This window comes from Jeongeupia naejangsanensis, from assembly GCF_016865585.1.
In the GTDB taxonomy this organism is placed as follows: Bacteria; Pseudomonadota; Gammaproteobacteria; order Burkholderiales; family Chitinibacteraceae; genus Jeongeupia; species Jeongeupia naejangsanensis.
Map to the genome: position 1 here is coordinate 196,180 of NZ_JAESND010000001.1, position 14,002 is coordinate 210,181.

The 14,002-nt window shown below is 62.9% G+C and carries 7 protein-coding genes; 3 read left to right on the forward strand and 4 right to left on the reverse strand.

The genetic code is table 11. From position 1 onward, the window contains the following. Positions 1 to 30 precede the first annotated feature (30 nt). Positions 31 to 774 (forward strand): 23S rRNA (guanosine(2251)-2'-O)-methyltransferase RlmB, encoded by a 744-nt coding sequence (gene rlmB, locus JMJ54_RS00935; protein WP_203536073.1) that lies wholly within the window; start codon positions 31 to 33, stop codon positions 772 to 774. Positions 775 to 831: 57 nt separating this feature from the next. Here the strand turns inward: rlmB and lysS are convergent, their stop codons facing one another. The 3 genes from lysS to JMJ54_RS00950 form a co-directional block, all read right to left on the reverse strand. Continuing rightward, complete coding sequence (lysS, locus tag JMJ54_RS00940) at positions 832 to 2,340, reverse strand: lysine--tRNA ligase (RefSeq protein WP_203536074.1); 1,509 nt, start codon at positions 2,338 to 2,340, stop codon at positions 832 to 834. A gap of 60 nt (positions 2,341 to 2,400) precedes the next feature. Then, on the reverse strand, positions 2,401 to 3,504 hold the full coding sequence (gene prfB, locus JMJ54_RS00945) for a peptide chain release factor 2 (RefSeq protein ID WP_203536861.1): 1,104 nt from the start codon (positions 3,502 to 3,504) through the stop codon (positions 2,401 to 2,403). A 168-nt stretch (positions 3,505 to 3,672) separates the two neighbouring features. After that, positions 3,673 to 8,415 (reverse strand): NAD-glutamate dehydrogenase, encoded by a 4,743-nt coding sequence (locus JMJ54_RS00950; RefSeq protein WP_203536075.1) that lies wholly within the window; start codon positions 8,413 to 8,415, stop codon positions 3,673 to 3,675. Positions 8,416 to 8,642: 227 nt separating this feature from the next. Here JMJ54_RS00950 and JMJ54_RS00955 point away from each other — a divergent pair, with 227 nt between their 5' ends. Together JMJ54_RS00955 and JMJ54_RS00960 are read left to right on the forward strand one after the other, a co-directional pair. Further along, complete coding sequence (locus tag JMJ54_RS00955; protein ID WP_203536076.1) at positions 8,643 to 10,844, forward strand: DUF1631 family protein; 2,202 nt, start codon at positions 8,643 to 8,645, stop codon at positions 10,842 to 10,844. A 46-nt stretch (positions 10,845 to 10,890) separates the two neighbouring features. Continuing rightward, on the forward strand, positions 10,891 to 12,792 hold the full coding sequence (locus JMJ54_RS00960; protein WP_203536077.1) for an ATP-binding cassette domain-containing protein: 1,902 nt from the start codon (positions 10,891 to 10,893) through the stop codon (positions 12,790 to 12,792). Positions 12,793 to 12,805: 13 nt separating this feature from the next. Here the strand turns inward: JMJ54_RS00960 and JMJ54_RS00965 are convergent, their stop codons facing one another. Continuing rightward, a complete protein-coding gene (locus JMJ54_RS00965) occupies positions 12,806 to 14,002 on the reverse strand; it encodes a DUF3734 domain-containing protein (protein WP_203536078.1) in 1,197 nt (398 codons plus the stop codon).

Consider the following 14,002-nt stretch of genomic DNA (forward strand, 5'->3'; position numbering starts at 1 on the left):
ATCGCCGCGAAAGCTGCGATGGTGCATGCCATGCAAAACAAACTCATCCACGGCTTTCATGCCGTTTCCTCGCGCCTGAAGCGCTTTCCCGATAGTGTTCGCGAGCTTTACCTGAACGCGACCCGTATCGACGCCCGTGCCAAGGAGCTGATCAAGCTCGCCGAGGAGCAGGGTGCCAAGGTGGTGTTGGTTGATGTTGCGCGTCTGGATGGCCTGACCGGCAAGGCGCGCCATCAGGGCGTCGCGGCGCTGATTGATCCGACCAAATCCTATGTGACGCTCGATGACGTGCTCGACACGCTGGACGAGCCGCCATTCTTGCTGGTGCTCGATGGGATTACCGACCCGCACAACCTCGGTGCCTGCTTGCGCGTTGCCGACGCCATGGGCGTGCATGCGGTGATTGCGCCGAAGGACAAGTCGGTCGGCATCAATGCCACCGTGTCCAAGGTTGCCTGCGGCGCGGCCGAAACCGTGCCGTACGTGATGGTGACGAATCTGGCGCGCACGCTGCGCGAACTCAAGGATAGAAACGTCTGGATCGTCGGCACCGCTGCCGAGGGTGATGCCGATCTGCACCATTTCGAAGTTCGCGGCGGTATTGCCTGGGTGCTCGGCAATGAGGGCGAGGGCATGCGTCGTCTGACGCGTGAGCATTGTGACCAGCTGGTATCGATTCCGATGTACGGCTCGGTCGAAAGCCTCAATGTGTCGGTGGCCACCGGCATCGTACTGGCCGAAACCCGCCGCCAGTTGTCGCTCGCGCAGCGCTGAACGCAGACGCAAAAAAAGGCCGGCAATTGTCGGCCTTTTTTTCGCTTCGCGTCCTGCTCAGTCTTCGCGGCGCATCTGCGGGAACAGGATGACGTCACGGATGCTGGCCGAGTTGGTCAGCAGCATCACCAGACGGTCGATGCCGATACCGCAGCCGCCGGTCGGCGGCAGGCCGTATTCGAGTGCGCGGATGTAGTCGGCGTCGAAATGCATGGCTTCGTCGTCGCCCTTGTCCTTCAGGTCGACCTGCGCCTGGAAGCGCGCAGCCTGGTCTTCGGGGTCGTTCAGCTCCGAGTAGCCGTTGGCGTGCTCGCGGCCGACCATGAACAGCTCGAAGCGCTCGGTGATGCCCGGGTTGGTGTCGTTGGCGCGTGCCAGCGGCGAGACCTCGGCCGGATAGTCGACGATGAAGGTCGGCTCCCAGAGCTTTTCTTCGGTGGTTTCGTCGAACAGGCTCAGTTGCAGGCCGCCGATGCCGTCGGTCAGGACCGGCTTGGCGCCGAGGCGTGCCAGTTCGGCCTTGAGCCAGGCGCGGTCGTGCAGTTGCTCGTCAGTGTACTGCGGGTTGTAGTGCTTGATGGCGCCGGCAATGGTGAAGCGCGCAAACGGCTTGGACAGGTCGACCGGCTTGCCCTGATATTCGATCACGGTGTGGCCGATGACTTCGCGCGCGGCATAGCGGATGACGCCTTCGGTCATGTCCATCATGCGCTGGTAGTCGGCGTAGGCCTCGTAGAACTCCATCATTGTGAATTCGGGGTTGTGCCGCGTGCTCATCCCTTCGTTGCGGAAGTTGCGGTTCACCTCGAACACGCGCTCCATGCCGCCGACGACCAGGCGCTTCAGGTACAGCTCCGGCGCGACGCGCAGGAACAGCGGCATGTCGAGCGCGTTGTGGTGCGTCACGAAAGGCTTGGCCGTGGCGCCACCCGGGATCGGGTGCATCATCGGCGTTTCGACTTCGAGGTAGGACTCGTTCACCATGTATTCGCGGATCTTCTGCACGATGCGCGAGCGCTTGATGAAGGTGTCGCGGCTGACCTCGTTGGTGATCAGGTCGACGTAGCGCTGGCGATACTTCTGTTCCTGATCCGCCAGACCGTGGAACTTGTCCGGCAGCGGGCGCAGCGACTTGGTCAGCAGGCGCAGCTGGGTGACCTGAACCGACAGCTCGCCGGTCTTGGTCTTCATCAGCGTGCCGACGGCGCCGAGGATGTCGCCCATGTCCCAGGTCTTGAAGCTGGCGTAGACGTCTTCACCGACCGAGTCACGGCTGATGTAGAACTGAATGCGGCCGCTGACATCCTGCACAGTGGCAAAGCTGGCCTTGCCCATCACGCGCTTGAGCATCATCCGGCCGGCAACGCTGACCGTGATGTTCTGTGCTTCTAGCGCTTCCTTTTCCAGTTCGCCGTACTTGGCGTGAAGGTCGCCGGCAACGTCGACGCGCTTGAAGTCGTTCGGGAACGCGATGCCCTGTTCGCGCAGCGCGCCAAGCTTGGCGCGGCGCTCGGCCATGATCTGGTTTTCGTCCTGCTGGACGACTTGTTCTTGCTGTTCGCTCATGCTTGTTTCCGTCAAATGCAAAACGGAGCAGGGCGGCCTGCTCCGGTCAACTCAAATGGATCAAACGCCTTGCTTCAGGCTGGCTTCGATAAAGCCGTCGAGATCGCCGTCCATCACGCCCTTGAGGTTGCCCACTTCGTAGCTGGTACGCAGGTCCTTGATGCGGCTCTGGTCGAACACGTAGGAGCGGATCTGGTGGCCCCAGCCGATGTCGGACTTGCCGGCTTCGAGCGTCTGCTGCGCTTCCATGCGCTTGCGCAGCTCGAGCTCGTACAGTTTGGCGCGCAGCATCGCCCAGGCTTCTTCACGGTTGCGGTGCTGCGAGCGGTCGTTCTGGCACTGGACGACGATATTGGTCGGAATGTGCGTCAGCCGTACTGCCGAGTCGGTCTTGTTGATGTGCTGACCACCGGCGCCAGAGGCGCGGTAGGTGTCGGTGCGGACGTCCGCCGGATTGATTTCGATCTCGAAGCTGTCGTCGACCTCGGGGTAGACGAAGACCGAGCAGAACGAGGTGTGACGGCGTGCGTTCGAGTCGAACGGCGACACGCGCACCAGGCGGTGCACGCCGGTTTCGGTGCGCAGGAAGCCATAGGCATACTCGCCGGAGAGCTTGATTGTCGCGCTGGTGATGCCGGCGACTTCGCCCTCGGACTCTTCCATGACTTCGACATTGAAGCCCTTGCGTTCGCCGTAGCGGACGTACATGCGCAGCAGCATGCCGGCCCAGTCCTGCGCTTCGGTGCCACCGGCGCCCGACTGGATGTCGATGAAGCAGTTGTTCGGGTCGGCCGGGTTGCTGAACATCCGGCGGAATTCGAGCTTGCCGATCTTTTCTTCCAGTACTTGCGCGTCATCGCCGATCGCGGCGCAAGTCTCGAAATCATTCTCGCCGCGTGCCATGTCGAACAGCTCCTTGGCATCGGCAGCGCCACCGGCGACTTCGTCGAGCACGACGACGACATCTTCGAGCGCCTTGCGCTCGCGGCCGATTTCCTGGGCTTTTTTCTGGTCGTTCCAGATGTCCGGGTCTTCGGAGAGGCGGACAACTTCCTCGAGCCGGTCACGCTTGCCCGGATAGTCAAGGTAACGCTTCAGCTCCTCGGCGCGGCTGGCCAAGTCTGCGAGGTGGTTGTCGATCTGGTTGAGCTGTTCGGCTTCCATCACGGTCTATATCGGTCGGAAAACCGGCCATTATACCGGATTGCCTTGATGGATCGGGGCAATGCTTTGCGCCGACGAGGGCAAACATCACCGGGCATCGACGGATGGGGCCGGAAAAACAAAGGGCGACACCCGAAGACGTCGCCCTTTGCATCGCGAACTGCCGGATCAGGCTGCCAGACGGGCCCGCATTTCCCGCAGCGCGGCCGAGATCATCGCCAGATCCGGCTGGCTTTCACGCAGCTCGTCAAGCATCCGCAGCCATTGCGCCAGTTGCTCGGCCACGTCTTCCTGCCATGTGGCCAGCTTGGCGTCCGCATCGGCCTGCGGACGTTGCCAGACACGATCCGTCAGCATGGCGTGCAAGCGCTGCAGATCGTCGCGCGCGGCAAGGCGGGCAAGCGTCTGCCAGCGGTTTTCGCGCGGCAGTTTCTCGATCGCCGTGGCCAGCCAGTCAAGCGACAGAACCTGGCCCAGTGCGAGGAACAGCTTCATCCGTTCGGCCAGCGTACCGGTATCCGACGCGCTGCGTGCCAGTTCGATGAAGGGCATGGCGTGTTCGATCGCCAGCACTTGCCCGGCCAGTTCGCCCGGCACGCCGGCTTCGACCCAGCTTTCACGGCGAGCCTGTGCATCCGCGCTGCCGATCAGCCATTCCGGCAGTCTTGGCAGACACAGTTCAGCGCAGGTGCGCAGATGCTCGTGCGAGGCCGTGTCTAGCGGGTGCTGCAGCAGCCAGCGGGCGACCCGCTCGGTCTGGCGACGCGCCGACATCAGCAACTCGTACTGCTCGGCAACCGGCACAGCGGAAGCAGCCTCGATACTGGCGACCAGCTTGTCGATGGACAGCAGTTGCTGTGCATCGATCAACGCCGCGACCACGACGTCGGCCGGGCGCTCGACCTCTTCGGCCAGCCTGAAGACGCAGGTGATGCCGTAGCGGTTGACCACATGGTTGGTCAGCAAGGTCGCGACGATTTCACGCCGCAGCGGGTGCTCGGGAATCCGGTCGCCGTAGCGCTGCACCAGTGCCGTCGGGAAGTAATCCTGCAGCGGTGCATTCCAGCGAGCATCGTCCGGCAGCGTGCTGGCCAGCAGTTGCTGCTTGAGGACGATCTTGGCGTAGGCGAGCAGCACCGACAGCTCCGGCCGGGTCAGCCCAAGCTTGGCTTGCTGGCGTTCGAGCAACAGCGTGTCGCCCGGCAGGTATTCGAGCCGGCGGGACAATTTGCCCTGACGTTCCATGGCCAGCATGAAGCGCTGGTGCACCGACAGCAGCGATGGCGCCTGCATCCGTTCGAGCGAGATCGCCTGTGTTTGCAGCCGGTTGTCCTCGAGCACCAGATGGCCGACTTCGTCGGTCATTTCGGCCAGCAGCTGATTGCGCTGCTTCAGCGTCATGTCGCCGCTGGCGACGATGCGGTTGAGGAATATCTTGATGTTGACTTCATGGTCGGAGCAGTCGACGCCGGCCGAATTGTCGATCGCATCGGTAAAGATGCGGCCACCCGACAGGCCGTACTCGATCCGGCCCAGCTGGGTGAAGCCGAGATTGCCGCCTTCGCCGACGACCTTGCAGTGCAATTCGCGGCCGTCAACGCGGACCGCATCGCTGCCGCGGTCGTTTGCTTCGGCATGCGTCTGCGTGCTGGCCTTCACATAGGTGCCGATGCCGCCGTTGTAGAGCAGGTCGATCGGCGCCTTCAGGATCGCCTGGATCAGCAGATTGGGTTCGAGTTCGTCTTCCTCGACCTGCAGCAGTGCCTTCATTTCAGCCGAGAGCGGAATCGATTTGGCGCTGCGTGGCCACAGCCCGCCGCCTTGCGATACCAGTCGCGCGTCGTAATCGGCCCAGCTGGAGCGGGGCAGGGCGAAGAGGCGTTCGCGCTCCTTGTACGACAGCGCCGGATCCGGATTCGGGTCGATGAAGATGTGCCGGTGATCGAACGCAGCAACCAGCTTGACCGAAGTGGAGCGCAGCAGGCCATTGCCGAATACGTCGCCTGACATGTCGCCGATACCAGCGATGGTGATCGGATCGACAGCGACGTCGATGCCCATTTCGCGGAAATGCCGCTCGACCGAGACCCACGCGCCGCGGGCCGTAATGCCCATTTTCTTGTGGTCGTAACCGACCGAGCCGCCCGATGCGAACGCATCGTCCAGCCAGAAGCCGTATTCCTGCGACAGCGCATTGGCGATGTCCGAGAACGTTGCTGTGCCCTTGTCGGCAGCAACGACGAGGTAAGGGTCGTCCTCGTCACGACGGGTGACCTGTGCCGGAGGCATGACCTTTCCGTTGACGAGGTTGTCGGTCAGGTCGAGCATGCCGCGAATCAGCGTCTGGTAGCACTCGACGCCCTTGGCAAGAAAGGCTTCGCGCTCGGCCGGGGGATTCTTGACGACGAAGCCGCCCTTGGAACCGACCGGTACGATCACGGTGTTCTTGACCATCTGAGCCTTCACAAGACCCAGCACCTCTGTCCGGAAGTCCTCGCGCCGGTCGGACCAGCGCAGACCGCCTCGGGCGACCTTGCCGCCACGCAAGTGCACGCCCTCCATTTCACTGGAGTACACAAAAATTTCGAACAGCGGCACCGGCTGCGGCATGCCTGGAATCTGCGCCGAGGCGATCTTGAACGAGACATAAGGTTTGGCGTTGCCGAATGCGTCCTGCTGCCAGAAGTTGGTGCGTACCGTGGCTTCGATCGCGGCGCGGAACTGCGACAGCATCTTTTCGTCGTCAAGATTCGGCTGATCTGCCGCGAACTGCGCCAGCGCTGCGCTGAGCGCCTCGACGCCTGTTACGTTGGCGCCGGGTTTCAGTCGGCCATCGAACAGCTCGACCAGTTGCGCCGCCTGCACAGGGAAGCGCAGCAAGGTGTCGGCCAGTGTTTCCTGGCTGAAGCGCAAGCCGATCTGCTTCAGATAGCGCGCGTACGCACGCAATACCAGTACGTCGCGCCAGGCGAGCCCGGCCTGCAGGATCAGGCGATTGAACGAATCGTTCTCGCAATGACCAACAAAAATCGCTTCGAAGGCTTCAAGCAGTCTGGCGCGCGCGGCCGGGTCTTCCAGCTCGCCCGCCTGCGGAATCTGAATGCCGATATCGATGATCCAGGCCGCGCTACCGTCGGCAAAGCCGAGCTTGTACGGCCGCTCGTCCAGCACGCGTGCGCCAAGGTTCTCCAGCAGCGGCAGGCAATCGGACAGTTCGATTGCAGTATTGCGATACAGCTTCAGCCGCCACTGGCGCGTGTCGGACTGGCTGCCCGGCACGATGGTCGTCGTCAGCTGGCCGGTCTCGAGTGCGGCTTCCAGTGCGTCGACATCATGCACCGCTACGCGCGCGGGATAGTCTGCACAGTAGGCTGCCGAGAACGCGTTGGCGTAACGCTGGTAGCGGACCGCACCTTGCTCCTCGCCACCATGGGCGACGAGCTGGCGACGCAATTCGTCGGGCCAGCGCTGGGCGATTTCGGCGATTTCGGCTTCGATTTCCTGCGCGTCGTACTTCGGGTGCGTGCCGTGCGGAATCCGGGTGATGAAGTTGACGCGCGCCAGCGGGCTGTCCGACAGCAGGACGTTGAATTCGACACTTTCGCCGGCGAGCCGCTCCAGCAACAGTTGCTGCACCTTGACCCGGACTTCGGTGGTGTAGTTGTCGCGCGGCACGTAAAGCATGGCCGAAACGTAGCGACCGTAGATGTCGTCGCGGAAGAACACCCGTGTCCGGTTGCGCTCCTGCAGGCCGACGATGCCGGCCGAAATCCGCGCGAGCTCGTCGGCGTCGGTTTCGATCAACTCTTCCCGTGGATAGGTATCCAGCACATGAAGCAGGCCCTTGCCGCGGTGGCCGGTCAGATCGGCGCCGGACTGTTGGGCGGCGCGGGCGATTTTTTCGCGCAGGATAGGAATCTGCCGAGGCGGCGTGTTGTAGGCACTGGCGGTATACAGGCCCAGCAGCCGGAGTTCGCCCACGACCTTGCCACTGGCATCGATCTGCTTGAGGCACACCATGTCGAGGTAGGTCGGCCGGTGGATGACCGAGCGGGTATCTGCCTTGGTCAGAATCAGTAGCGTATCCGGGCGATAGGCTATCTTGCGCAACTCGGGAGTCAGCGACGCCCAGGTCCGCGACGGACCACCAACGCCATCGTCGCGCAGCATGCCCAGGCCGGAACCCGGCGTGATCCACATATTGCCGTCGCCCTGGGCGTCGTCGATCCGGTAGTCGCGGCAGCCAAGGAAAATGAAGTGGTCGTCACGCAACCATTCGAGATAGGCAATGGTTTCGGCAATTTCGGCCGTAGCCAGTGGTGGCGGGGCATTGCGCAGCTCGGCCAGTGTTTCGCCAAGCCGTTCGGTCATTTTGGGCCAGTCGGTCACTGCAACCGACAGCACGGCCAGTGCGCTTCGGATTTCCTCTGCCAGTGCGGCGAGCGCTTCCGGGCGGGTGACACGGTCGATTTCGAAGTGCATCCACGATTCATGGACGCCTGCATCATCAAGACCTTCGGCCTGGCCCGCGGCATTGCGTGCCACACGCAGGATCGGGTGCACGACAAGATGAACGCCGTAACCAAGTCGATTGATCGCCATGCTGACGGTGTCGACGAGGAAAGGCATGTCGTCGACAACCAGTTCGACAACGGTGTGCTTGCACTCCCAGCCGTGCTCGATCAGCGTCGGATTTTCGGTGCGGATCAGCACCTCGCCGGGCGCACGCCTGGCGCCAAAACGCCAGTGCGACAGCGCGGCACCAGCCCAGTTGTCAGCCTCCCGGGCATCAAAGTCCTCGGCGGGAAGATCCGCGTAGTAGCGCGCAAACAGCGAGCGGATGTTGTCGGCGAGGGGTTCGCGTGCCTGAGCCAGTGCATCCAGCTGCGAACGGGGAACGGAAAAGGTCATTTCAGCCTGCTCTGCGTCGTTGAAGCTGATTTGACTCTATACCCCGGCCTAGGGCGTCGCCAGACCGGGTTTTCCTCAACCTTGTTTTCCCCAATCGCTAAAGCGGAACAAGGCGTAGACGCCCGTCGGTGTCTCTTTGCCGCCCAGCCGCCGGCAATCGGTTTGACCTGCAATTTTGCTAAACATTACCATAACCTAATATACGTCAATGACATGCCGGTCCCCTCATGCACACCGTACGCGCCCGAACCGAAGCCAGCCCGCAAGCGGGAACGCTGATCGCCTGTCGCGACCTCGCGCTGGAGATGCTGACCGAGTCGCTCGACGAGTTCTTCGAGGAGCTCGAGGAAACCTTTTTCCAGCTGGCCGAAACGACGACCGAGCGCGGGCTGCGCGACCAGTACTTTGATGCCCGGGTCGAGGCGCGCACCAAGAAAGACGCCATCGTCGCCGCGTTCAAGCAGCAGTTTCTGGCCAGCTTCGAAGCCAGCCTGCAATCACGGGATTCACGCGGTGACAGCAGCTACTACCAGGTCAATCTGACGCCGGATGCCCTGTCGCTGGTGGCCAATGACGAGTACGAAGCCTCGCTGACGCTGAGCAGTGTCACGAACGCCATGCAGCAGAAGGGCGGGGATACGCTGACCCAGCTGGAGCAGCGGTTGGCCACCTTGTTGCCCGAGCGCGATGAGTCCTCCGGGCCACTCAGCCCCAAGGCCATTTGCGAGGCCTTCCTCAGTGCATGCCAGCAACTCGAAAGCGGTCTGGCTGCGCGGCTTGTCGCGTTGAGAACGTTCGAGACCGAACTCTCCGGCCGTGTTGCCGGGGTCTACCAACAGCTCAACCAATACCTGATCCAGCAGAACGTTGCGCTGCCGACGCTGGCGCGCCGGTCAGCCGCCTCGCGCCCGGCCAGACCGGCCACCGAGCGAAGTGACGATGCCGCATCAACCCAGGCCGGTACGGCCGAGCAGGGTGGTTATACCGATGGCGGGGGCTATGCGAGTACAGGGGGCGCTACCACCGCCGCTTCGCTGTTGAGACCGGAACTCATTGCCCATCTGAATCAGCTGTTTTCGAATGGCGGCGCGCCGGTTGCACAGCGCCCGGTCCGGCCGGACTGGTTCAATTTCCTCGATCATTTGCAGCAGGATTCGTTCGGCACGTCGCAGGACGTGTTCGCGCAGCCGGAAAACCTGCTGGCCCTGCTGCGCGGCAGCCGCTGGACCCAGGATCTGGACCGGCTCGACACGATGACGGTCGAGCTGGTCACACTGCTGTTTGACCGGTTGTTCGACGATGCGCGGTTGCCGACCGCCGCCAAGGGTCTGTTGTCGCGGTTGCAGGTTCCTGCGCTCAAAGCGGCAATGCTGGACAACGGTTTTTTCAGCGACAAGTCCCACCCGGCTCGCCGGTTGATCGACCGGATCGCCGAAGCAAGTCTGGAATGGCAGAACGAGCCCTCCGAAGACGATGCCCGGCTGCACAAGTTTGCCGAGCTGATCGCCGAAGTAGCTCACACATTCAGCGACGATGCATCGGTTTTCCAGACTGCGCTCGATTCGCTCAATCACTGGCTGGAAGCCGAAAGCACTGCGCTTGATGCATCGATCAGCGAGCAGGCAGAAGCCCTGCTGGCTGGCGAAATCAGCGAGCTTGCACAGGCCACCGTGCAGGCACTGCTCGAACAGCGGCTGCAGCCGGAACACCCGCCCGTTGTCGGCGCCTTCATCCAGACGCAATGGCGCGCGGCCCTGGTTGCCGCCTACGACACCAATGGCGAAGCCGCGCCACTGTTTGTCGAGCGTCTGACCGTTGTCGACGACCTGCTGTGGAGCGTTGCGCCCAAAGTACGGCCGGAGGATCGTCTCCAGCTGGTGAACACCTTGCCGGCACTGCTGGCGCGACTCGAAAAAGGCATGCGTGACACCGATGTTGCCGACGAAGTGCGCAAGGCGTTCTTTGCCGAGCTGGTGCAGCTGCACGCCAGTGCCATCCGGCAGGGTTTGAAGCTGGCGCTCGCCGCGGCGCCCGTCGCCATTCAAACGGAAGTCGTTCTGCCGGTTCGTGCTGTCACGCCCGAAATCGAATACATCACCGATGAAATCATCCAGCCGGATCCCGAGTCCGACATTCGGGCCGAAACAGCCGGTCCAGCCGAAATCGGCGTAGCCAGCTCGCCGTTACCCGCTCGTGGTGATTGGGTGGAGTGGTTCGATGGCGACGCAGCCCCGCGGCGTTTGCGTGTCGGCTGGATCAGCCCGCAGGGGTCGCGCTTCCTGCTGACCAGCCGTACGGACAAGGGATTGACGCTCATGCGTCACGAGGTCGAGATGCATCTCGCCAGCGGCGTGCTGCGGCGTATCGACCTTGGCGCGGGCGTTACCGAAGATGCGTTCAGCCAGTTGCGTGACGCGCTGATCGCCTGATTCCGGCAGCGGCGCTGCGCCTCGGAGGTCTGGTAAACTCCGGGGCATGATCCGACTTAAATCCGCCACGTTGCGACGTGGCCTCAAGGTCCTGCTTGACCAAGCCGACCTGACCCTCAACCCCGGCCAGAAGGCCGGCGTTGTTGGCGCCAACGGCGCCGGAAAATCCTCCTTCTTTGCCTTGCTGCGTGGCGAACTGCATCTCGATGGCGGCGATATCGAGCTGCCGCCGCGACTGACGATTGGCCATGTCGCGCAGGAAACCCCGGCGCTGGCCGAGCCGGCGCTCGATTACGTGCTGCGTGGCGACGCCGAACTCAGTGCGCTCGAGCGGGAGCTGGCTCTCGATCACGACGACGGCGTCCATCACGCCGAGCTGTTGTCGCGCTACGAAGCCGTCGATGGCTACACCGCAAGGGCGCGCGGTGCCAAGCTCCTGGCCGGTCTAGGCTTCAGCGAAGCGGAAATGCAGCGACCGGTCGCCGACTTTTCCGGTGGCTGGCGCATGCGGCTGAATCTGGCGCAGGCGCTGATGTGCCGCTCCGATTTGCTGCTGCTGGACGAACCGACCAACCACCTGGATCTCGAAACCGTTGTCTGGCTGGAAGGCTGGCTGCGCAGCTATCAGGGCATGCTGCTAGTGATCTCGCACGATCGCGACTTTCTTGACGCCACCGTCGGCAGCATCCTGCATGTCGAACAGGGCAAGCTCAACCTCTACACCGGCAACTACGCCAGCTTCGAGGCGCAACGCGCCGAAAAACTGTCGCAGCAGCAGCAGGCGCACGACAAGCAGCAGCGCGAAATCGCCCACCTCGAGTCGTTCATCACCCGCTTCAAGGCCAAGGCCAGCAAGGCTCGGCAGGCGCAGAGCCGGGTCAAGGCGCTCGAGCGGATGGAAATCATTGCTGCTGCGCACGTCGACTCACCATTTACCTTCTCGTTTCGCGAGCCGGAGTCGAGCCCGAATCCGTTGCTGCGTATCGAAGGCGGCGCAGCCGGCTACACCCCGGACAAACCCACGCTGGGCAAGCTCGAGCTCAGTCTGCAGAAGCAGGCGCGGATCGGCCTGCTTGGCGTCAACGGCGCCGGCAAGTCGACGCTGATCAAGACGCTGGTTGGCGAACTGCCGCTGCTGGCCGGCGAACGCCATGAAGGCAAGGGACTCAAGGTCGGTTACTTTGCCCAGCACCAGCTCGAGCACCTGCGGCTGGACGAATCGCCGCTGTGGCACCTGCAGAAGCTGGCGCCCGACGTTCGCGAGCAAGAGCTGCGCGACTACCTCGGCGGTTTCGATTTTCGCGGGACGATGGCATCGAGCCCGGTGGCGCCGTTTTCGGGTGGCGAAAAGGCGCGCCTCGCGCTGGCGCTGGTGATCTGGCAGCGGCCGAACCTGCTGCTGCTCGACGAGCCGACCAACCACCTCGACATCGACATGCGCCAGGCGCTGACGCGCGCACTGACCGATTTTGACGGTGCGATCATCCTTGTTTCGCACGATCGGCACTTGTTGCGCGCTACGGTCGACGATTTCTGGCTGATCGAAGCGGGCAGGGTGCGGCCTTTCGATGGCGACCTAGACGATTACTCGCGTTACAGCCAGGAAAAACGCGCCGAAACGGCATCAGCCAGTCTGCAGGCATCCGATGCGGGGATTGATCGCAAGGCGCAAAAACGGGCCGAGGCAGAAGCGCGGCAGGCGCTGGCGCAACAACGCAAACCGATCGAGCAGCGGCTGGGCAAGATCGAGAAAGCGCTGACGCCGAAGCAGGCCGAACACGCCGAGCTGACTGCCCAGCTGCAGGACGCCGCGCTGTACGACGTCAGCCGCAAGGATGAGTTGCAGCTGGTGCTGCGCCGCGAGGCACAACTCAAGAGCGATATCGACGAGCTGGAGCTTGAATGGCTGATGCTGAGCGAGCAGCTTGAAGCCATTGCGCTGAGCTGATCGCCGGACGCACCTACTGACGATGCACGTCGTGGGTGCGGACCGGCGCATCGGCCGTGGGCATGTCCAGCCAGTCGGGGAATGCCAGACTGTGCTCGATGTCGCTCAGGCCGCTGCGCCAGTGCTCGCGCATGGTCGGCGCCCCGAACTGGAAATCCTTGAAGTGCCCCTCGCAATCCTTGTCGTTGTAGATCAGGTGGATGATGTTGAAGCGGCGGTCGCACGCCATTTTGGCCGCTTCCCGGCACCAAGGGTTGTCACGTCTGACATCGTCCGGCACCAGCTCCAGCAGCTCCCGCAACAGGCGCCGATACTGCTGGTTGCGCGCCATTTGCGTGGTGATCATGCGGGTACGGCTCGAGTACTGGATGTCCTTTTGCCGTAGCGCCACGGTACCCATGTTGTTCGGCAAATCCCCGCGTGCACTCCACAGGTCGACCTGAAAAATCAGCGAGTTCTTGCGCGGTTCGGCGGTCAGTACCTGATAGAGCGGGGTATTCGATACCACGCCGCCATCCCAGTAATACTCGCCGTCGATTTCAACCGCCGGAAAGCCGGGAGGCAGTGCACCCGATGCCATGAAGTGCTCGGCACGCAGGCGCTCGGTCGTGTTGTCGAATGAAACGAAATTGCCGCTTTTGACGTTGACGGCCCCCACCGTCACACGCATTTCCCCCGCATCGTTGAGCCGGTCGAAATCGACCAGCGCTTCCAGCGTCTGCTTCAGTGGTGCCGTATCGTAGTAACTGACACTGGCCGGCGTGCCGCTCGACGGCGGCAAGAAGCGGGGGAGGAAGAAGCCGTTCTGCCCTTCGAGCAGTGCCCGCCATGCCTCCCATTCATTGCTCCATCGGACGAAAGTGCTCGGCCAGCCGTCGGTGCGATCCATGGCGGCAAGCGGGCTGGGCGGAAGGAAAGGGGGGCGGCAGATCGTCTGCCAGAACTGCTGCAGGCGCTCGACCCGTTTTTCGGGCGGGTTGCCTGCGATGATCGCTGCATTCAGCGCGCCGATCGAGATACCCGCCACCCAGTTGGGGTGCAGTTCCGCTTCGGCAAGGCCTTGATAGACACCGGCCTGATAGGCGCCCAGCGCACCGCCACCTTGAAGCACCAGTGCGACGATCTCGTAGTGATGATCATCCGGAAGGCGGGGGCTCTGATAGAGGCCGGTGCCGTCGTGCGTGGCAGGATTCTGTTTGCGTGTGCTCAT